The following is a 19,292-nucleotide window of genomic DNA, read 5'->3' as shown; positions in this document are numbered from 1 at the left end:
GCCGATTGAAGAGGTGATGCACTCTTGAGGCCGCCTCCCCGGAAGCCCCGTCACCCGCGCAGCAAGCTCAGCCGCGCCTCGGGCCTCAACTGGAAGCCCGGGAACACGGACGCCAGGGAGCGCACGCCCAGGTGTCCCTCCAGCGCCTCGGAGAGCACGACGCGGAAGTCCGTGAGCGAGGGCACGTCCCGCCCGTCCAACAGGTGCTCGGGCGCGAGTCCCTTCCACGGCCCCACCACGCGCCCTCCGCGCACGCCGCCGCCGAGCACCAGCATCGCGCTCCCCGTGCCATGGTCCGTGCCCCGGCTGCCGTTCTCCTTCACCGTGCGGCCGAACTCCGTCATCACCACCACGAGCACGTCGCTCCACCGCGGCCCCAGGTCCTGGACGAACGCCCCCAGGGCCTCGCCGAGCTCCCGGGCCCGCGAGGCGAAGTGGCCCGTCGTGATGCCCTGCGCCATGTGCGTGTCCCAGCCCCCCATCTCGGTGGCGGCCACCTGGAGCCCCACGTCCGCGCGGATGAGCCGCGCGATGTCCTGCAGCCGCTTGCCCAGCGGCGAGCGGGGATAGGCCGCTCCGTTCGCCGGGGGCAGGTCCGCCAGGCCGTCATCCCGCACCCGCGCGAGCGCCGCGCTCGCCTCGGCGCCCGTGGTGCGCAGGGCCTCGTCCACCGCTCCGGCATAGAGGGACGCGAAGGTGGCGCCGCGTTGGGGCTCGCGCAGCCGGAAGTCCGCCAGGGCCTCCAGCGCCAGGGCCGGAGCCGTGCCCGCGAGCGCTAGCGGCAGGGTGTCCTGTATCGCCACGGCGCGAAAGGCACTCGCCGGCTCCGCGGGGAGCTGTGCCAGCACGCGGTTGAGGTAGCCCTCGTGGGTGGACTTCACCCCGGGCGTCCCGGTCTCGACGAAGTCCTGGGCGTCGAAGTGGCTGCGCATCGCCTGGGGCAGCCCCACCGCGTGCACCACCGCGAGCGTGCCGTCGCTCCACTGGGGCATCAGCGCGGCGAGCCCCGGGTGCAGCCCGAAGGTGTCATCCAGGCGCCGCGCGGCGTGCTCCCCCGTGGCGCGCAGCGCGATCGTGGGCCGCAGCCGGACATAGTCCGCGTCCCCCACCGGAGCCACCAGCGAGAGCCCATCCGCCCCTCCGCGCAAGAAGAGCGTGACGAGCACCCGGCGCCCGCCTCCGGGCACCTGCTGCGCGGCGCGGGCGAGGAAGGGGGGCGCGGAGGCCAGGCCCAGCAGGGACAGGCCCGAGGCCTGGAGCAGCAGACGGCGCGACAGGTGCGGCATGGCGGTTGACCTCACTGCTTCTGGAATTCGGGGGAGCCGAGCAGCAGGCCCGCCGCGCGGCGGACGTCCAGGGGCCGCAGCTCCCCATCCGGCATGGAATCGGGCGCGAGCGCGGAGAGCAACGTGGCGCGGGTCTCGGCGGACAGGGGCTCGAAGAGGAGCCGGGGGGCGAGCGAGTCCAGGAGCACCGCCACGTTCGCGGGAGGCAAGGCCCATCCCCAGGGGAACTCCACGCGGGTGCCCTTTATCCTGCCCCCGGAGAGATCGAGGGCGAAGTTGATGCGCTGCACGAGGGCGCCGGTATTCACCCAGGGGGCCGCGTGTTCCGGGAAGCCCGTGGGCGCGGGGGCGCGATAGAGGGACTGGCCCATGCGCTCCACCACGCGGGAGAGCGCCGGCCCGCCATCCGTCCGGGCCCCCAGGGCGCGAAGGCTGGAGACCACCAACTCCAGAGGCGTCTTGGTCAGCGAGCCCAGGGCCTCGTCGGACCAGAACTCGGGCGAGGTGAAGAGGGCCGAGTACACGGCGCGCAAGTCCCCCTCGGTGCGCAGGAACACCTGGGCCAACCGCTCCACCAGTGCAGGGGGCGGTGCTTCCGACACGAACTTGCGCGCCAGCTTCGTGGCGATGAAGCGCGCGGTGGCGGGGTGGCGCGCGAGGATGTCCAACACCCGCTCCCCATCCTCCTGTCCTCCCCCCGCGGGCAGCGCCACGCCGAGCACGTGCTTGTCTCCAACGTCGTGCATGGCGGGCTGGAAGGCGAAGACGGGCGCGCGATCGGGTTCGTCGATCGTCCAGCCCGTGAAGGCCCGCGCCACCTCGCGCACATCCTGTTGCGAGTAGCCGCCATCCACCCCGAGCGTGTGCAGCTCCAGCAGCTCCCGGGCATAGTTCTCGTTGAGTCCGGTGGACACCTTCTTGCCCCCGCCCTTGCCCGACGCGGGGCCCTCGCTCGCGCTGCGCCAGTTGTCCAGGTAGAAGAGCATGGCGGGGTGGCGCGCGGTGGCCGCCAACAGCTCGCGGAAGCGCCCGAAGACGTGGGGCCGCAGCGCATCGCGCTCGAAGGACATCACCATCCAGCGCACCGGCCCCTTGTCCACCGACACGTTGAAGTGGTTGAACCAGAAGTCCACCAGCACCTCCTGCAACTGGCGCTGGCCGTCCACCGCGCGCAAGAGCTTCTGGGTGCGCAGCTCCTGGTCCACGCGTCCGGGCAACATGTCCGCTCCCAGCATCTCCGTGAGCCGATCCCGATCCTCCTGCGTCTCCAGCCGGATCCCCAGCTCCCGCGCATGATCCTGGAGCAGCGGATAGCGCTCCCTCAGCTCCTTCATGCCGAAGGTCACCGTTGGCAGGGTTGCCAACTGGCGCTCCACGGCCTCGTCGGGGATGTGCTCGGGCCATAGCTGCCGCTCCACCCAGGACGCGACGCCCACGCGGCGCACCTCCTCCCAGTCCCGGGGCGAGGGCCCGAAAGCCAGCCGCCGCAGCACGTGCAGGGCCCGCTTGTCCGCGCTCCACCCGGTGGCGGGCCACGTGAGGCGCGGGGGCGTCGTCGCTCGCTCCCGGGGGCCGGACGCACACCCCGGCAGGGTCAGCAGGCCCAGGAGGCTCCACAGGAGGGCTCGGGACATGGCAGTCATCCTCCGTCATCACACCACAGAGAGGCCCCAGGTTGATTGCTCCGCCAATGAAACCCGAGGACGTCGTCCAACCACCTGGGATTCCTGGGGATTTCCCAGGCCCTACGTCCCGCTCGCGTTGAGGTAGCGGGTCATGCGCAGCTTGAGCGCCAGCGGCGCGAACCTCACGAACCAGGCGCTCAGCACGTTGAGGAAGCCCGGAATGACCACCGCCTTGCCCCGCTTCATGCCCCGGTAGCCCACCTCGGCCACCTGGCGCGCGTTGCCCGTGCCGAGCGGTCCCGCGAAGAGCCGGGGCCGCTGGTGCTCGGAGGCGCGCACGGAGAACTCCGTCTCGGTGTAGCCCGGGCACAGGGCCGTCACCCGGACGCCCTGCCCTCGCAGCTCCTCGTGGAGCGCGTTGGAGAAGGACAGCACGTACGCCTTGGAGGCGAAGTAGACGGCCATGAGAGGGCCCGGCAGGAAGGCCGCCGTCGACGCGACGTTGAGCACGTAGCCCCGGCCCCGCGCCACCATCCCCGGGAGGAACGCCCGGGTGAGCGCGGTGAGCGCCCGGATGTTCAGATCGATCATCCCGAGCTGGGACTCGGCGGGCAGCGTGGCGACGGGGCCCGCCAGGCCGAAGCCGGCGTTGTTCACCAGCACCTCGATGGAGAGCCCCCGCGCCTCCACCTCGCGTGTCACCTCGGCCACGCCCCCGGGGGTGCCGAGATCCGCGCCCACCACCACACAGGGGGTGCCATGGGCGCGCTCGAGCTGCTCGGCCAGGGCGCGCAGGGGCTCGGTGCGCCGGGCCACCAACACCAGCGCGTGCCCCTCGCGCGCGAGTACCACCGCCAGCTCCCGGCCAATGCCGCTGGAGGCTCCCGTCACCAGTGCATACGGCCGCGTCCGCGAGTCTTGATCCATGCCCTCCACGCTTCCCCGGGCCCGCACGGGCCGTCAACCGCTTTGTGTGGACAGAGGGAGCAGGCGGAGGGGCGCGCCGAACGCCCACGGTTCGCGTACACTCCGGGCACGCTGGTGTTTGGGGGGGCCCTCCCCCGGCCGAGGAGACGAGACGATGTTTTCGAGATGGACCGTGGGGCGGCAGTTCTTCGTGGGTTTGCTCCTGATCTCGACGTTGATTACGTGCTTCATCTTCCTGACCCGGAACAGCACCCAGAAGCTCATGAACGCCGCGCTCCTCGTCGAGCGGAGCCATCAGACGCTCGGGCAGCTCGAGCGGGTCTTCTCCCTCATCAAGGACGCGGAGTCGGGACAGCGCGACTACCTCATCACCGGCAACGAGGACGCGCTCGAGCCCTACCGCCAGGCGTCGACCAACCTGACCCGGGAGCTCGAGCCCCTGCGCACCTTGCTCTCCGGCAGCCCCGAGCAACTGCGGCGTCTGGACACGTTCAAGAGCCTGGCCGATCAGCGCCTGGCCAGCCTGCGCGCCAACATCGACACGCGCCGCGACCAGGGGCTCGACGCCGCCCTGGCGCGCCTGAAGAACAGTGAGGGCCCGCGGGTAATGGAGAGCCTGCGCGGGACGGTCGCCGAGCTGCGCCAGCATGAGGAGCAGCAGCTCGCGGCGCGCGAGCAGGGGCGCACGGACGAGACGGCCGAGCTGGACAGGTTCTTCTGGATCGACGGCTTCGCGCTCCTGGTCTTCACCTCGCTGGTGGCGCTGGTCATCGGCAGGAGCCTGGAGCGCAAGCTGCAGACGGCCATCGCCCAGGTGCAGGGCTCGTCGGCCGAGCTGCACTCGGCGGCCTCGCAGCAGGTGTCCGGTGCGCGCGAGCAGGCCTCGGCCACGACGGAGATCTCCATCACCGTGAAGGAGCTGTTGTCCACGTCGCGGCAGATCGCCGGCAGCGCCCAGCAGGTGGCGCGCGTGGCGGACGACACCGCGGGGGCGGCGCAGACGGGCAAGGACACGGTGCAGCGCGCCCAGGAGGCCATCGACGTGGTGAGCCGCCAGGTGGACGCGATCGTCACGCACATGCTGGAGCTGGGCAAGCGCTCGCAGGAGATCGGCGGCATCCTGGACATCATCAACGAGCTGTCCGAGCAGACGAACATCCTCGCCATCAACGCGACGATTGAAAGCGCGGGCGCGGGCGAGCACGGCAAGCGCTTCGCCGTGGTGGCGGATGAAATCCGCAAGCTGGCGGACCGGGTGGGCGGCGCGACCAAGGACATCCGCGTGCTCATCGACGAGATCCGCGCCGCCTCCAACACCACCATCATGGCCACCGAGGACGGCTCCAAGGCGGTGCAGAGCAGCGCCAAGCAGTTCAGCGAGGTGGCCGGCAACTTCCGGCGCATCGCGGAGCTGGTGCGCTCCAACCTGGACGTGGCGCGGGAAATCGAGCTGAGCACCCAGCAGCAGACGACGGCGGTGGAGCAGGTGAACACCGCCATCCTCGAGGTGGCGCAGACGGCCCGTCAGGCGGAGACGACCTCCTCGCAGACGATGCAGACGGCCAATCAGCTCTCGCAGCTGTCCAAGCAGCTGCACGCCATCGTCAACGCCCGCGCCGAGGCCTGAGCCGCGCGCCGAGGCCCCTGCCCTGGCGGTCCCACGTCACGGGGCCCCGGGGGGAGCCTCGGCCCCTTGCCTGTCCGCGCCACGCGCCAGCGCGCCGAAGCGGCGGTACAGGGCGGGCACGACGAACATGTTGAGCGCGGTCGAGCTCGACAGGCCGCACAGGATCACCACGGCCATGGGGGCCTGGATCTCACTGCCCGGCTCGCCACCGGAGAGCGCGAGGGGCACCAGGCCGAGCCCCGCCGCGAGCGCCGTCATCAGGATGGGCACGAGCCGCTCCTGGGCGCCGCGCCGGACGGCCTCGTCGATGTCGCGTACGCCCTCCTCGTGGACCAGGTGCCGGATGTGCGAGACGAGCATGATGCCGTTGCGTGTCGCGATGCCGAACAGCGTGATGAAGCCCACGAGTGACGCGATCGAGAGCACCCCACCCTGGAGCAGGACCCCGGCCGCGCCTCCGATGAGCGCCAGGGGGAGGTTGGCCATCACCAGCACCGCGTCCCGCACCGAGCCGAACGCCGTGTACAGCAGTCCGAACATGCCGACGAGGCACGCGAGGCCGAGCAGCCCCAGGGTGTGGGTGGCGCCTTCCGCGCTCTCGAACTGCCCCCCATACACGATCTGGTAGCCCGCGGGCAGGCGCACCGCGCGTTCCACGGCCGTCTGGATGTCGCGCACCACGCTCACGACGTCACGCCCCGCGAGGTTGCAGCTCACGACGAGCTTGCGCTGCACGTTCTCCCGGCCGATCTCGTTCGGCCCCCGGTCGCGGTGGACGTGCGCGAGCGCGCGCAGCGGAACCCTGGCTCCGCGCGGCGTCGTCACGAGCAGCTCCTGGAGATCCTCGAGGGACTGGACGCGGCTCGGCTCGGTGCGCACCACGAGATCGAAGACCGCCTGTCCTTCCATCACCTGCGACACGACATGCACGCCCGACCCCACCTCCAGAGCGCGCGCGACGTCGGCGATGCGCAGGCCATGGCGGGCGATGGCGACGCGATCGAAGCGGACGCGCACGAAGGGGATGTCCGCCTGCTGCTCCCGGGAGAGATCCACCACGCCCGGCACACCGCGCATCGCGGCTTCGACCTCGGTGCCCACGCGGCGCAGCTCGGCGAGATCGTCTCCGAAGACCTTGACCGCGATGCTCGCCCGCGTGCCGGAGAGCATGTGATCGATGCGATGGGAGATGGGCTGGCCGATCGTGATGCTCACCCCCGGCAGCAGCGAGAAGTCCCGCCGCAAGGCCTCGAGGAACGCCTCCCGGGAGCGCTCCGTCTCGCGCAGGCTCACGTCGAGCTCGGAGGCATTCACCCCCTGGGCGTGCTCGTCCATCTCGGCGCGGCCCGTGCGGCGCGCGACGGAAACCACCTCGGGATGCCGCAGGAGGAGCTGTTCGATCCGCCTTCCCGTGGCATCGAACCCGGCGAGCGAGGTGCCAGGAAGCGTCACCGCCGCGATGGTCAACGTGCCCTCCCGGAACTCGGGGAGGAAGGAGCGGCCCGACAGCGCGAGCGCGACACCCGCCGTCGCCAGCAAGGCGAACGAGACCGAGGCCACGAGCCGCCAGCGCTGGATGGCTCCGTCGAGCAGCGGCGTGTACTCGCGCTTGAGCCACAGGGACAAACGCGGCTCGTGCGCCGCGGAGACGGCCTTCGAGCCGGGCAGCAGGTAGGAGCACAGCACCGGGGTGAGCGTCACGGCGACGAAGAGCGAGGCGGCGAGCGAGACCACGTACGCGACCCCGAGCGGCTGCAGGAGCCGCCCCTCGACTCCGGAGAGGAAGAACAGCGGCAGGAAGACGAGCACCACGATGAGCGTCGCGAAGACGATGCTGCCGCGAATCTCCTGGCTGGCGGTGAGGACGATCTCGAGCGCGGGGCGCCGGGAGCCCTCGGGCAGCAGCGCGTTCTGCCGCAGGCGCCGCACGACGTTCTCCACGTCGATGACCGCGTCGTCCACCAGCTCGCCGACGGCGATGGCCATGCCGCCCAGGGTCATGGTGTTGAGGGTCGCACCGAACGCGGACAGCGCGAACACCGCCGTCACGAGCGAGAGCGGAATGGCGATGAGGGTGATGGCACTGGCGCGCCCGCTGCGCAGGAACGCGAGGACGATGAGGAGCACGAGCACGACACCATCCCGAAGCGCCTCGAGCACGTTGCCAATGGCCACCTCGATGAAGTCCGCCTGGCGGAAGATGTCGCGCTGGAGGGTCATTCCCGAGGGCAGCGTGCGTGACAGCTCGTCGAGTTCCCGGTCGATGCGCCGGGTGAGCTCCAGGGTGTTGGAGCCCGGTTGTTTCTGCACGCCGACGATGACCGCGGGCTGGCCGCCGAAGGAGCCTTTTCCCCGGGCGAGCGCGGCGCCGATCCGGACCTCGCCGAGGTGACGCACGAGGACGGGCTGCTCCCCGCGCCAGGTGACGAGCGTCTCCGCCACATCCTCGGGCGTGCGCACCCGGCCGACGCCGTGCACCAGGTACTCCTGTCCCCCCTCGTTCACGAAGCCCGCCGACACGTTGGTGTTCGTCTCCTCGAGTGCCCGGACCACCTCCCCCACCGTCACCCCCTGGGCCGCCAGACGCTCGGGCCGGAGCACGACCTCGAACTGCCTGCGCTCACCGCCCGTCACGATGACCTGCGACACGCCGGGCACGGCGAGCAACCGCCTGCGCAGCGTGAAGTCCGCGAACGTCCGCGCCTCCATCTCCGTCGCCTGCCCGGCCGTCACGGCGAGGAAGAGGATCTCCCCCATGATGGACGAGATGGGGGCGAGCACTGGCGCCTCCACCTCGGCGGGAAGCGCGTCGCGCACGAGCTGGAGCTTCTCGCTCACGGTCTGCCGAGCGCGGTAGATGTCCGTCCCCCAGTCGAACTCGGCGTAGATGACCGAGATGCCGACCCCCGTCGCCGAGCGCACGCGCCTGACGCCCGGCGCGCCGTTGAGGGAGGACTCGATGGGCAGGGTCACCCGCGTCTCGAGTTCCTCGGGCGCCATGCCATGCCCCTCGGTGATGACGGTCACCGTGGGCGCCGTGAGATCCGGGAAGACGTCGACCGGCATCCGCGAGGCGGTGTACGCCCCCCACACGAGCATCACGCTCGCGACGATGAGCACCGCGAGGCGATGCGAGAGGGAGCCACGAAGAATCGCGTCGATCATGCCGGCGCCCTCTCAGTGCGAGTGCCCGTGGGCGGGAATGGAGCCGCTCGACGCGGCGAGCTTCACGGACCACGCGCCGCGCGTGACGACATGCTCTCCGGCGCGAACGCCGCTCAGCACCTCGACCTGGCCCCGGTCGCGCACCCCGAGGCGTACCACCCGGCGCTCGAAGGCCTCTCCCTCCACCTGCACGAAGACGACGGACACGCCACTGTCGTCGACCACCGACGACTCCGGTACGGCGAGGGCACGGCGCTCCTCGCCGTTGACGAGGAAGACACGCGCGAACGCCCCCACCGCCCACCGGGCCCCCGCGTTGTCCACCGCGAACACGAGCGGAAGCGTGCGCGTGAGCGGATCGATGACGTGTCCCCGAGCGACCAGCGCGTCGGCGGGAAGCTCGATGGCCTCGTCACTGCCCTCGACGAGGAACGACGCGCCCCGGGGAGTGCCGAGCCGGCCCACGTCGACCTCGGGCACGCGGGCCTCCAGCCAGAGCTGGGTGAGATCGGTGACCCGGAACAGCGGCGCGCCCGCCTCGACGAAGGCGCCCGGGGCCACGTGCACCTCGGTGATGGTGCCCGCCAACGGAGCGCGCAGGGAAACCGTGCCCTCGCCACTCCCGGCCATCCGTTGCACGCGGCGGAACTGCTCGAGCCGCCGCCGCGCCGCCTCCAGCGAGGCCTGGGCGTCCTGGCTCGCATGGACCGCCTCCTCGACGCGCCGCTCGGGCACCGCTCCCTCGGCCCGTAGCTTCTCGAGGCGTTCGCGCTCGCGCTCCGCGAAGCGCAGCTCCAGCTCCGCGCGGGTGACGGCCAGCTCGAGGGACGCCACGTCCGCGGCCTCGAGCCGGGGCGCGATCGCCCCGAGTGGATCATCGACGGAGACCTGCTGGCCGAGGCGTGGAAAGGCCTTTCCACTCGTCGCGACCCGGCCCGCGGCGGGCGCCCTCACGAGGACCTCTCCGTCGGACCGGGCACGCACCTCGCCGGTGGCGCGCAGGGTCGGACGCAGGGCGTGCTCGGAGACGAGCGCGGTCGCGAACTCGATGGGCCACTGCTGCTCCTTGAGGAACGGGATGCGGCCCGGGACCTCGGGCTCCTCGGGGATCGCGGCGCGCGCGGCGGCGGCGCTCTCGAACACCGTCACGTCGCCGAGATCGTGGTCCGCGGACAGGCCCGGCGCCCGGATCTCCACGAGCAGCCGGCGCCTGCCCGCAGCGGCCGGCTTCACCACGGGGCGGAAGATGCCCGGAACCGACGGGCCCTGACTGTCGAAGCGCTCCTCACCGGAGTCACCCCGCAGCACCACGCTCACCCGCCCCTCGGCCAGCGCCGCGAAGCCCTCGAGCTTCGTCACGTGGGCCGCGCAGGGCGATTCCTCTCCACGCACCAGCGCTGGCAGCTCGATGAAGAGCTCACTGGCCTCGGTCCAGTGCGTCCATGAGAGCGCGGGCCGTTCGTCCGCCGCGTCATGCCCGTGCGCATGGCCGTGCTCCGCGTCACCATCGTGGGAATGTGAGTGGCACGCCACCACGAGCACGAGGGGCAGGAGAATCCTCAGACGTTTCATGGCAACCCCACTCCCGTGAGCCGATCCAGCTCGATGCGCGCCCGGCGCGCGGCGTGCGCCATGTCGAGCGCGGTGAGGGAATCGTCCGTGGCACCCCGGCAGGCATCGAGCAGCTCGAGCAGCCCCAGCTCCCCGCCCGCGTACCCCGCCGAGGCGATGCGCACGAGCTCGCTGGACACCTCGGTGGTGCGCTCGTGGAACTCCGCGGCGGCGCGGCGCAGCCGGACGGCTTCCGCCCGGGCGCCCGCCAACTCCCCGTCGAGCTCCGACTCGAGCAGCGCGCGACGCCCTCGCGCGGCCCGGGCCTCGCCCTCGGCGATATGGGCGAGCCCCGACGAGCGATCCCACAACGGAAGCGACAAGGACGCCCCGAGCAGGAACCCATCGGTGCGCCCCTGGCTTCCGAGGTCCACGCCCTTCCAGCCGCCCTCGAGCAGCAGGTCCGGTGCCCACCAGCGGGAGGCCGCGCGGTGCTCGAGCGTGGCGGCCTCGATGCGCAGGTCGAGCGCCAGCAACTCCGGACGCGAGCCACTCGAGGCGCGCAGGGCCGGGAGCTCCGCGGGGTCCGTCTCGGGCAGGAGCGTTCCCGTCACACCCGGCGCGGGCACGTCGGCGCCGAGGAGTGCCTGGAGCCGGGCCCGTGCGCGCTCGAGCGCGGCCTGCTCCGTTTCCAGCCGGCCCGTCGCCACGGCGCGCTCCCGCTCGACACGCCTCCGGTCGTACGTCGCGGCATCGCCTCGTTGCTCACGACGCGTCACGAAGGTCAGCGCCTGCTCGATCCGCTCCCCCCACCCTTCCAGCGTGCGGACCCGGGCTTGCCGATAGAGCACCTCGTGGAAGCGCAGACGGGCCTCCGCGGCGACCGACAGCCCCGCGGCCTCACCTTCCCGCCGGGCGGCACGTGCCCGCGCCTCGCCGGCCTCGCCCTGGAGCGCGCGCCGGGCGCCGAGATCGAACGTCTGGGCGAGCGAGAGATAGTCCTCGCGCGACCCGGAGGCGCCGAAGGTCTGCTCGCGCGTGAACGCGAGCTGCGGGTTGGGATGGGCGCCCGCGGCCCGTCCACGTCCCTGCTCGGCGGTGACGTCTCCCTCGAGGGTATCGCGCAGCGGGGCCCGGCGAAGCGCGCGGGCCACGGCCTCGCTCTCGGTGAGCACCGGGCCCGGTTCGGACTCCCGCGCCTCGGCGCTCGCGGCGAACACGAGGACGAGCAGGAGGCGCGCGAAAAACCGAGCGTCCCTCGGTTTTCCGCGCGGACGAAGACAGGTCGGGAGAGCGAGGGCCATGACAGATCAGTGAGCGACGACGGAGAGAAGGGACTCGGTCAGGTGGTGCAGCGTGGCGGAGGTGCCGAGTACGCCCATGAGCGCGGCGACGAGACCGAGCGCCACCCCGCGCAGCGACCGCGTGGGCACGGGCTCGGCGAGCAACGACTCCACGCGCCGCGCCACCGCGCATTGCCCGAACGCGACGGCCACGGGCACGAGCCGCTCGGCCACCGCGTGCCGCGTCGCGCGCTCGACGCTCAAGATCGCGGAGGCCACGGCGACACGATCGCCCACGGCCCTGGCGGCGTCCTCGTCACACGCCTGCTCGGCGGCGATCTCCAGCTCGCGCACGAGCCAGCGCGCGACCCGGGGCAGGTGCACTACGGCCAGCGCGCGCACGAGGCTGGCGACGAGGGCATCGCGGCGGCGCACATGGGCCCGCTCGTGGGCCAGGACGACGGCGCGCTCCTCCTCGCCGAGCGAGTCGAGCAGCCCGCGCGACAGCAGCACCCGGGGGCGCCAGAGGCCCGCCGTCAGGCACACGGGCCGCGAGGTCTCCAGCACGATGACCCCCAGGTCCCGGCGTGGCTCGCCGGTCCTCGTGAGGGCACCGAGCACGCGCACCGCGCGCACCACGTCCGAGGCCCCGAGGGCCACGCGCAGCGAGGCGTAGCTCACGAGGAAGACGAGCCCCAGGACCCAGGCCAGGTGGATTCCGCTGCCGGGCAGGTGGACGAAGCACAGGTGCGCATGCCCGTCGTCATGCGTGGCGCAGTGGTCGAGCTCCGGCACCACGAGCGAGAGCAGCGACGGGAGGCTCGCGGACAACATGAGCGCGAGCGCCGTGAGCACGGGCAACACCGCCAACAAGACGAGGGCACGATGGCGGGCCCTCGGCTCCCAACGCGACAACCGGGCCGCGAACGCGCGCGCCCCCACGGCCGACAGGAGCGAGCCGAGGGCGAGGAACGCGACCGCGGCCAGCAGGAAGAATTGCACGCTGTGCAGGGCGGGGCTCATCGCGACCCCCGTTCGAGTCTCCGCCGCCGCTCCGCCACGAGCGCTTCCAGGCGCTCGAGGTGCTCCAGGCCCGCGCGCTCGGTGACATCGACGAACGCCGACACCACGGCCTCGGCCTGCCCATCCATCAAGCCGCCGACGAGCTCGCCCACGAGGTCGCGGTGGAACTCCTCGCGGCTCACCCGGGCCTTGTACACGTGCGCGTGGCTGACCTTGTCCCGTTCGAGCAGCCCCTTCTCGAAGAGGCGTTTGAGCGTCGACTGGATCGTGTTGAGCGTGATCCCCCGCCGCTTGCCGAGTGCCGCGTGAACGGACTTCGCATCGCCGTCACCTCCCGACCACAGGTGGTTCATCACGGCGGCTTCGAGCTCACCGAGCAGCGGCGGACGAACAGGACCGGACCCCATGGTCCACGACGTTAGGGAAACAAAAACCGACCGTCAATCGGTGCTCCCCTCCATCGCTGGAGCACGAACAGTCCGTTCGTCGTGGGAGCGACAACCCGCCGCTCTCGTCCTGCGAGACTTTTCGTGCCTGATTCTCGAGAACTGGTTTTCAGGCACAAACTGGAAATGAATGGGGCCGGTTTCGCATCTTTCGTCGAGTCGTGACGATAATGTCGGAAATGAAAGTCAACCGGCCGAACGCCAGCGCACCTCCTTCACCGACGACCCCGACGGCTCGTAGTGCGCCGACATCGCCGACGACTCCCACTTCACCCTCGGCGCCCACGCAGCGCACCCAGGCCACGGGCCCCACCGCTCCGCCCCCGGTCACCGATTCACTCTCCACGACCATGCGGCCCTCGGCCCGGGGGGGCGTCAACCTGAGCGGCACCACCGCCCCTCCCCCCGCTCCACCGCCGCCTCCCGCTCCGCGCCCTCCCCCGGCCTCCGCCTCCGGCAAGCCTCCCCAGAGCGTGAACGCCTCGCTCCAGGAGGAACTCAATCGGGCGTCGCTCAAGCCGGCGAACCACGGTGTCGTGCATCCGGACCTGCCGGGCATCCGCACCCACCGCAATCCGTTGTCAGAGCCCCATGAGTACGCCGACTTCACGCGCGACGCCCGGGTCTCCACGCACCGGCTGATGGAGACTCCCACCGGCAACCAGATGTTGACGGACATCAACAACAGCACCGGGCGGCTCAACCCCGGCGCCACGGGGACGCCCCAGAAACCCCTGACGGCCGTGGACATCCACTCCGCCAACAAGATGACCCACCAGCCCCGGGTCTCCCCGGGAGCCACCGATGCGCAGAAGCTCGCGGAGTCGAAGCCCGCGTACCGCTTCGATGGCCAGCCGGGCACGGGCGCCGCCAGCACCGTCAAATACAATCCCAATGGCGGCAGGAGCGAGCCGGGGGACGTGGCGCTGCGTCCCGGGGACTTCCGCGCCAACAGCCTGGGGCACGAGATGGTTCACGCCCATCGCGCGGCCCATGGCGTCCAGGTCGCCCCGCTGGAAGCCAGCAAGCATGCCCAGCACCCCGCGCTCAAGCCCTTCGAGCCCAAGAATCCAGGGGATGTGAACTATCCCAAGGAGGTCATCAACCAGCACGCCCTCCTCAAGGAGGAGTTCGAGACGGTGGGCCGCCAGCGCACTCCGGGCAATCCCGATGCTCCGACGGAGAACAAGATCCGCAAGGAGCTTGGGATGCCCCCGCGCACGAACTACTCGGGTGAGGTTCCCGGGGGCGCCAACCATCAAGAGCTGCTCGAGGTCAACAAGCACGTCAAGGGCAGTGTCTTGGATCGGCTCACCCAGAAGCAGCCGCCGGTCGCCGAGATCGTCAACCATCTGGAGAAGTGACACCCATGAAAGTCAACCGGCCGAACGTCAGCACTCCCCCTTCTCCGACGACCCCGACGGCTCGCAGCGCGCCGACGACTCCCACCGCGACCCCGGCGCCCACGCAGCGCGCCCAGGCCACGGGCCCCACCGCTCCGCCCCCGGTCACCGATTCCCTCTCTCCGACCATGCGGCCCTCGGCCAGGGGGGGCGTCAACCTGAGCGGCACCACCGCCCCTCCCCCCGCTCCGCCTCCCCCTCCGCGGTCCGCCACGACCGCCGCGCCCGGCCAGCCTCCCCGGAACGTGAACGCGTCGCTCGAGGAAGAACTCAAGCAGGGCCGGGCGTCGCTCAAGAAGACCGACCACGGCGTGGTGCACCCGGACCTGCCCGGCATCCGCACCCGCCGGGACAACCTGCCGGCCCATGAGTTCGCGGATCACACGCGCGACTCCCGGGCCTCCATCCACACGCTGATGGAGAACAATCCGAATGGGACGCAGTCCGTCGGCAACAAGATGCTGACGGACATCAACGGCAGCACCGCGCGACTCAACAATGGCTCCCTGGGGACGGCCCAGAACCCGGCGACGGCCGTGGACATCCATGCCGGCAAGTCGATGACCCACGGGCCCCGGCTGGGCGAGTTCGACCGGGTGGCCATCGGCAACGATCTGGCCGCGCTGCGCCCGGGTGACAAGGCGGGCCAGGCCCAGGTGATGGAGAAGCACCAGCAGAAGGCGCTCCTCGAAACAACCCCGGCCTACCGTGCCGGTGGTCACGCGGGCGCGGGCCGGGCCAGCACGGTGACCTACAACGCCAATGAAGCCAGCTCCCCCACGAATCGCGCCAACAGCCTGGGGCATGAGATGGTTCACGCCCATCGCGCGGCCAATGGCATGCAGGTGGGAACGGTGCAGCACAGCAATCTCCAGCACCACCCTGTCTTCGATTCAGCCAGCGGAGGCGACCCGAAGCTCCAGGGGAAGGTCAACTTCCACGCCCAGCTCAAGGAAGAGTTCGAGACGGTGGGGATGCAACCGACCCCGGGGCGTCCCAATGCTCCGTCGGAGAACAAGATCCGCCAGCAGCTCGGGATGCCGCAGCGCACGGACTACTCGGGCTACACCCCCGAGGATGCCGCGGCGGGTCTGCAGGACATGAAGCAGGTGCCCGATACCCGCACCGCCTGGCAGAAGGTCAAGGGCGCGCCCATCCCCGGAGCGGACCAACGGGCCCAGGACGTCCAGCAGATCGTCAACCACCTGGAGAAGTGACCCGGGGAGGCGTGCCCCCTCCCCGCCTCATGCCGGCCGCTGGAACACGAGCGACACGTTCGTCCCCCCGAAGCCGAACGAGTTGCTCATCACCGCCTCCACCCGCTTCTCGCGCGCGCACTGGGGGATGCAGTCGAGGGTGATTCGGGGATCCTGCTTCTCGAGGTTGATGGTGGGAGGCAGCACCCCGCGCTGGAGCGCCAGCACACTGATGACGGCCTCGGCCGCGCCAGCCGCGCCATTCATGTGCCCCGTCATGGACTTGGTGGAGGAGACGGCGACCCGCTGGGCCGCCTCGCCGAACACCTGGGCGATGCCCTCCATCTCCAGCACGTCGCCCACGTCCGTGGACGTGCCATGGGCGTTGATGTAGCCGATGTCCGAGGGCGTGAGTCGCGCGTCCGCCAGGGCGAGCCGCATGCTGCGCTGGGCGCCCTCATGGCCGGGCGCGGGGTGCGTCACGTGGTACGCGTCCGAGCTGGCACCATAGCCGGACAGCTCCGCGTACACCTTCGCGCCGCGCGCCCGGGCGTGCTCCCACGTCTCCAACACCAACATCCCCGCGCCCTCGGCCACCACGAAGCCGTCGCGATCCACGTCGAAGGGCCGGCTGGCGCGCTCGGGGGCGTCATTGCGCGTGGACACCGCCTTCATCGCCGCGAAGCCGCCCACACCCAGAACCGTAATGGGTGCCTCGGCGCCACCGACCACGGCCGCATCGTAGTCGCCGCGCTGGATGCCCCGGAGCGCCTCGCCCAGGGCGTGGGCGCTGGTGGCGCACGCGGAGTTGGTGGACCAGCTCGGACCCTTGATGCCATGGCGCAGCGAGATGTGGCCCGGCGCCATGTTGATGATCATCTGCAGGATGAAGAAAGGGCTGATGCGGTCCGCCCCCTTCTCCAGCACCCGCCGGTAGGTCTCCTCCAGGCTGCCGATGCCGCCAATCCCCGAGCCGACGAGCACCGCCACCCGCTCGGCGTTCTGGGGGGTGATGACCAGCCCCGAGTCCTTCATCGCCATGTCCGCGGCGCCCACCGCGAACTGACAGAAGCGGTCCATCCGCCGCAGCTCCCGCCGATCGATGAAGTCCTCGGGGCGGAAGTCCTTCACCTCTCCGGCGATGCGGCAGTCCAGTCCGCTCGCGTCGAAGAGCGTGATGGGCCCCACGCCGCTCTGGCCTCGCACGAGCGCCTCCCAGCTCTTCTCCACGCCCGTGCCGCAGGGGCTGATGAGCCCCAGCCCGGTCACCACCACGCGTCGCTTCTCCATCGGGACCACCCTCCTCTGGCTCGGGCCCGCCCGGCTCCCTCCCGGGCAAGCGGCCTTGAACGAGGATGATATAATGGTCATAATCTCATTGTCCATGTCCTGAAGTTGCCAGGGTGGCTTCCATTCGATGATGATCGCCATTCCATGAGATACGGACCCGAGCACAAGCAGTCGACACGCACGCGCATCCTCGCGGCCGCGGAGTCGCTCTTCCGCAAGCACGGCTTCGAGGGGGCGAGCGTGGAGCGCGTCATGCGCGCCGCGGGCCTGACGGTGGGGGGCTTCTACGCGCACTTCGCGACGAAGGAGGCGATGGTCGTGGAGAGCCTGCGGGCCTTCCTCCAGCAGCGCCGGGCGCAGTGGGGCGCGGGGCTCGAGGAGCTACGGGGCCAGGAGTGGCTGGGCCACTTCGTGCGCCGCTACCTCAACCAACAGCTCCGGGATGATCCGACGACGGCCTGCATCATGCCGTCCGTCCTGTCGGACCTCACGCGCTCCTCTCCCGAGGTGCAGGCCATGCTCGCCGAGGAACTCGACGCGCTGGCGCGCGATGCCCAGGCGCACCTGGAGGACGAGCCGGGCAGGACGGCGCGCCAGAAGGCGTTGGCGACGATCGTGGTGTGCTTCGGGGCCATGACGCTGGCGCGGGCCACGGCCTCGCAGCCGCTGTCGGACGAGCTGCTCGCGGCCGCGCGGGCCCTGCTGCTGAACCCGGGGGAGGCACCGCCCACCTCCCCTGCCCCGGGCCCCAAGCAGCGCGCCTAGAAACCGCGCGAGGCCAGGTACTGGGCGCGGGCCCACACGTCGGACGAGTAGTCGCCCCCGGTGGAGCCGACATCCATGTTCGCCACGGTCCGCACGTCGTCGGTCCCCATGTTGTACGCGGCCACCGCGCCACGAAGCTGCTCGGCGGGGCTCCAGTCCGGGTGCTCGCTCTGGATGGTCCGCAGGTTGTCGCGCAGCAGCCCGGCGGCGGCGGCGACGTGCTCCCGGCTGTAGGGCCCACCCCGGACGAGTTCGGGGTTGTGCTTGGCGTCGATCTGCATCAGCCCGTAGCCGTTGGGATCGTACTTCGCGGTGCCATCCGGGTTCAGGGCATTGCCGCCACGGGACTCGCGGCTGGCGATCGCGGCCAGCAGCGCGGGAGGCAGACCGTACTCGTTGCCCACCTGCTGGAAGGTGTCCTGGAAGCGCTCCAGGCGCGCGCGGTCGCTCTCCGCCATCTGGTGGGAGCCCTCGACGCCCTCGGGCACGCGATCCTGCCCGGCCGTGCGAGCCGAGGCCCCGCGCGTCTGGAGCTGGCCCAGGACGGCATTGCCCCCGGTGGCGGCGGCGGCCTCCGCGGGCGCCAGCTCGGTGGGCGTGAGATCCTCGGGGCTGGCCTGCGCGACCGCGTCCTGGCCCTGGGGGCGCACCGGGTTGCCGCCGGAGAACGTCACGCCCTGGCCGCTGAAGCGGTAGTCGTGGCGGGCCCCCTCGACTCGCGAGGCCGTCAGTTGATTGCCTTCCCGGTGCAGGGTGAGCTCGCCGCCCCCGTTCGGATCGATGGCCCGGTAGCTGCCGTCCGAGTTGCGCCCCGTGACGGTCAGCCAGTGGTCCGGTTTCTCGGTGTTGGTGGTGCGGTAGTTCACGCCCACCAGCACGGGACGTCCGGCGTCGAGCTGCTGGTCGATGCCCTCGGGCGTGAGGCTCCCTCTGATGCGCGAGGGGACGATGGGCGGCTGGGTGTTGGCGGCTCCGCCCACGCGGGTGAAGTCCACGCTGTTGCCGCTGTAGCCGCCGGAGCGGTCCAGGTAGGAATCCATCTGCGTGGGCGTGATGGTCTGGCCGCTCAGGGCGCTGACCGCCATGGCGCTGGCGGTGATGGCGCAGCCCTGTTGCTGGATGCTGTCACGGCTGCTCGCGCCCACCTCGCCCGCCCCACCCAGCCGGGAGCCCGCCCAGTCCGTGTCCCCCTGGCTGAAGCGCGGCACGCCATCGCGGCTCGCATAGGTCTTGCCGGGATTGTTCGGATCGCTCCAGGTCCGCTCGGCGCTGGCCTGCGGGGTCTGCTGCGGCCCGGGCGTGAAGGTGTCGGCCCGATGCTGAGGGCGCGGCGCGGGGATCGGGGCCTGAGCGGGCGGACGCGGAGGCGGTGGCGGAACCCGGGGGCTCGTGGCGGGCGCCCGCTGGCTGGGAATGTCCAACCGGCTCCCCGCGGTGATCTTGTTCGGATCCCGGATGTTGTTGGCGTTGGCCAGGGCGTCCACGGTGGTGCCGTAGCGCCGGGCGATGCCGCTCAACGTGTCACCCGAGCGAATCCGGTAGCTGCTCATGTCCAACCCCTCGTGGGGAGGGTTCGCCGCGAGGCACGGAGGGTTCCCCATTTCCCATCCGCTGAGACATTCTCGTGAGCGGATGGGCCCGGGTTGCCTGGGGACGTGCTTTTTTCTCTACCGCCGAGAGCTTTTCTCCCAGCGGGCGAGTCCAC

General features: G+C 71.2%; 14 protein-coding genes. 4 read left to right on the top strand and 10 right to left on the bottom strand.

Features of this window, described 5'->3' with window-relative positions; genetic code table 11:
- Nucleotides 1-50 precede the first annotated feature (50 nt).
- The 3 genes from F0U63_RS24145 to F0U63_RS24135 form a co-directional block, all read right to left on the bottom strand.
- Nucleotides 51-1,286, bottom strand: a complete 1,236-nt coding sequence (locus tag F0U63_RS24145; protein ID WP_395848262.1) for a DUF1501 domain-containing protein — start codon at nucleotides 1,284-1,286, stop codon at nucleotides 51-53.
- An 11-nt stretch (nucleotides 1,287-1,297) separates the two neighbouring features.
- On the bottom strand, nucleotides 1,298-2,920 hold the full coding sequence (locus tag F0U63_RS24140; RefSeq protein WP_395848261.1) for a DUF1800 domain-containing protein: 1,623 nt from the start codon (nucleotides 2,918-2,920) through the stop codon (nucleotides 1,298-1,300).
- Nucleotides 2,921-3,031: 111 nt separating this feature from the next.
- Entirely contained in the window at nucleotides 3,032-3,838 is an 807-nt protein-coding gene (locus F0U63_RS24135) for an SDR family NAD(P)-dependent oxidoreductase (RefSeq protein ID WP_395848260.1), read from the bottom strand.
- Nucleotides 3,839-3,992: 154 nt separating this feature from the next.
- On the opposite strand from F0U63_RS24135, the gene F0U63_RS24130 reads away from it, so the two are divergent.
- Nucleotides 3,993-5,465, top strand: a complete 1,473-nt coding sequence (locus F0U63_RS24130; RefSeq protein WP_395848259.1) for a methyl-accepting chemotaxis protein — start codon at nucleotides 3,993-3,995, stop codon at nucleotides 5,463-5,465.
- A 36-nt stretch (nucleotides 5,466-5,501) separates the two neighbouring features.
- On the opposite strand, the gene F0U63_RS24125 is transcribed toward F0U63_RS24130, so the two are convergent.
- From F0U63_RS24125 to F0U63_RS24105, 5 genes are all read right to left on the bottom strand, one after another.
- The gene (locus F0U63_RS24125) at nucleotides 5,502-8,630 is read right to left on the bottom strand and encodes an efflux RND transporter permease subunit (RefSeq protein WP_395848258.1); all 3,129 of its coding nucleotides are present in this window, start codon (nucleotides 8,628-8,630) and stop codon (nucleotides 5,502-5,504) included.
- A gap of 12 nt (nucleotides 8,631-8,642) precedes the next feature.
- Nucleotides 8,643-10,202 carry an efflux RND transporter periplasmic adaptor subunit gene (locus F0U63_RS24120; protein ID WP_395848257.1) on the bottom strand — a complete coding sequence of 520 codons (1,560 nt, stop codon included), beginning with the start codon at nucleotides 10,200-10,202 and terminating at the stop codon, nucleotides 8,643-8,645.
- Nucleotides 10,199-11,401, bottom strand: coding sequence for a TolC family protein (locus F0U63_RS24115; RefSeq protein WP_395848256.1), 1,203 nt, complete (start codon nucleotides 11,399-11,401; stop codon nucleotides 10,199-10,201). The genes F0U63_RS24120 and F0U63_RS24115 overlap by 4 nt, the downstream gene beginning before the upstream one ends.
- Before the next feature lie 90 nt (nucleotides 11,402-11,491).
- Nucleotides 11,492-12,487 (bottom strand): M56 family metallopeptidase, encoded by a 996-nt coding sequence (locus F0U63_RS24110; RefSeq protein ID WP_395848255.1) that lies wholly within the window; start codon nucleotides 12,485-12,487, stop codon nucleotides 11,492-11,494.
- On the bottom strand, nucleotides 12,484-12,894 hold the full coding sequence (locus F0U63_RS24105; RefSeq protein WP_395848254.1) for a BlaI/MecI/CopY family transcriptional regulator: 411 nt from the start codon (nucleotides 12,892-12,894) through the stop codon (nucleotides 12,484-12,486). Before F0U63_RS24105 ends, F0U63_RS24110 begins: the two co-directional genes overlap by 4 nt.
- 389 nt (nucleotides 12,895-13,283) lie before the next feature.
- Here F0U63_RS24105 and F0U63_RS24100 point away from each other — a divergent pair, with 389 nt between their 5' ends.
- Together F0U63_RS24100 and F0U63_RS24095 are read left to right on the top strand one after the other, a co-directional pair.
- Nucleotides 13,284-14,297, top strand: a complete 1,014-nt coding sequence (locus F0U63_RS24100; RefSeq protein ID WP_395848253.1) for a M91 family zinc metallopeptidase — start codon at nucleotides 13,284-13,286, stop codon at nucleotides 14,295-14,297.
- Nucleotides 14,298-14,302: 5 nt separating this feature from the next.
- Nucleotides 14,303-15,553 carry a M91 family zinc metallopeptidase gene (locus F0U63_RS24095; RefSeq protein WP_395848252.1) on the top strand — a complete coding sequence of 417 codons (1,251 nt, stop codon included), beginning with the start codon at nucleotides 14,303-14,305 and terminating at the stop codon, nucleotides 15,551-15,553.
- A 27-nt stretch (nucleotides 15,554-15,580) separates the two neighbouring features.
- Here F0U63_RS24095 and fabF read toward each other — a convergent pair whose 3' ends face one another.
- The gene (gene fabF / locus F0U63_RS24090) at nucleotides 15,581-16,822 is read right to left on the bottom strand and encodes a beta-ketoacyl-ACP synthase II (RefSeq protein ID WP_395848251.1); all 1,242 of its coding nucleotides are present in this window, start codon (nucleotides 16,820-16,822) and stop codon (nucleotides 15,581-15,583) included.
- Between the two features lie 144 nt (nucleotides 16,823-16,966).
- On the opposite strand from fabF, the gene F0U63_RS24085 reads away from it, so the two are divergent.
- Nucleotides 16,967-17,587, top strand: coding sequence for a TetR/AcrR family transcriptional regulator (locus F0U63_RS24085; RefSeq protein WP_395848250.1), 621 nt, complete (start codon nucleotides 16,967-16,969; stop codon nucleotides 17,585-17,587).
- Here the strand turns inward: F0U63_RS24085 and F0U63_RS24080 are convergent.
- The gene (locus tag F0U63_RS24080) at nucleotides 17,584-19,137 is read right to left on the bottom strand and encodes a LysM peptidoglycan-binding domain-containing protein (protein ID WP_395848249.1); all 1,554 of its coding nucleotides are present in this window, start codon (nucleotides 19,135-19,137) and stop codon (nucleotides 17,584-17,586) included. The genes F0U63_RS24085 and F0U63_RS24080 overlap by 4 nt on opposite strands.
- Nucleotides 19,138-19,292 lie beyond the last annotated feature (155 nt).

This window comes from Cystobacter fuscus, from assembly GCF_044360685.1.
Taxonomy (GTDB): Bacteria; Myxococcota; Myxococcia; order Myxococcales; family Myxococcaceae; genus Cystobacter; species Cystobacter fuscus_C.
Note: the sequence above shows the minus strand (reverse complement) of the source record. Positions and strands in the feature narration are given on the sequence as shown.

Bases quoted from the DNA above. Each gene is read 5' to 3' on its own strand.
- F0U63_RS24145 (WP_395848262.1), bottom strand. From the start codon at position 1,286: ATGCCGCACCTGTCGCGCCGTCTGCTGCTCCAGGCCTCGGGCCTGTCC.
- F0U63_RS24140 (WP_395848261.1), bottom strand. From the start codon at position 2,920: ATGTCCCGAGCCCTCCTGTGGAGCCTCCTGGGCCTGCTGACCCTGCCG.
- F0U63_RS24135 (WP_395848260.1), bottom strand. From the start codon at position 3,838: ATGGATCAAGACTCGCGGACGCGGCCGTATGCACTGGTGACGGGAGCC.
- F0U63_RS24130 (WP_395848259.1), top strand. From the start codon at position 3,993: ATGTTTTCGAGATGGACCGTGGGGCGGCAGTTCTTCGTGGGTTTGCTC.
- F0U63_RS24125 (WP_395848258.1), bottom strand. From the start codon at position 8,630: ATGATCGACGCGATTCTTCGTGGCTCCCTCTCGCATCGCCTCGCGGTG.
- F0U63_RS24120 (WP_395848257.1), bottom strand. From the start codon at position 10,202: ATGAAACGTCTGAGGATTCTCCTGCCCCTCGTGCTCGTGGTGGCGTGC.
- F0U63_RS24110 (WP_395848255.1), bottom strand. From the start codon at position 12,487: ATGAGCCCCGCCCTGCACAGCGTGCAATTCTTCCTGCTGGCCGCGGTC.
- F0U63_RS24105 (WP_395848254.1), bottom strand. From the start codon at position 12,894: ATGGGGTCCGGTCCTGTTCGTCCGCCGCTGCTCGGTGAGCTCGAAGCC.
- F0U63_RS24100 (WP_395848253.1), top strand. From the start codon at position 13,284: ATGCGGCCCTCGGCCCGGGGGGGCGTCAACCTGAGCGGCACCACCGCC.
- F0U63_RS24095 (WP_395848252.1), top strand. From the start codon at position 14,303: ATGAAAGTCAACCGGCCGAACGTCAGCACTCCCCCTTCTCCGACGACC.
- fabF (WP_395848251.1), bottom strand. From the start codon at position 16,822: ATGGAGAAGCGACGCGTGGTGGTGACCGGGCTGGGGCTCATCAGCCCC.
- F0U63_RS24085 (WP_395848250.1), top strand. From the start codon at position 16,967: ATGAGATACGGACCCGAGCACAAGCAGTCGACACGCACGCGCATCCTC.
- F0U63_RS24080 (WP_395848249.1), bottom strand. From the start codon at position 19,137: ATGAGCAGCTACCGGATTCGCTCGGGTGACACGTTGAGCGGCATCGCC.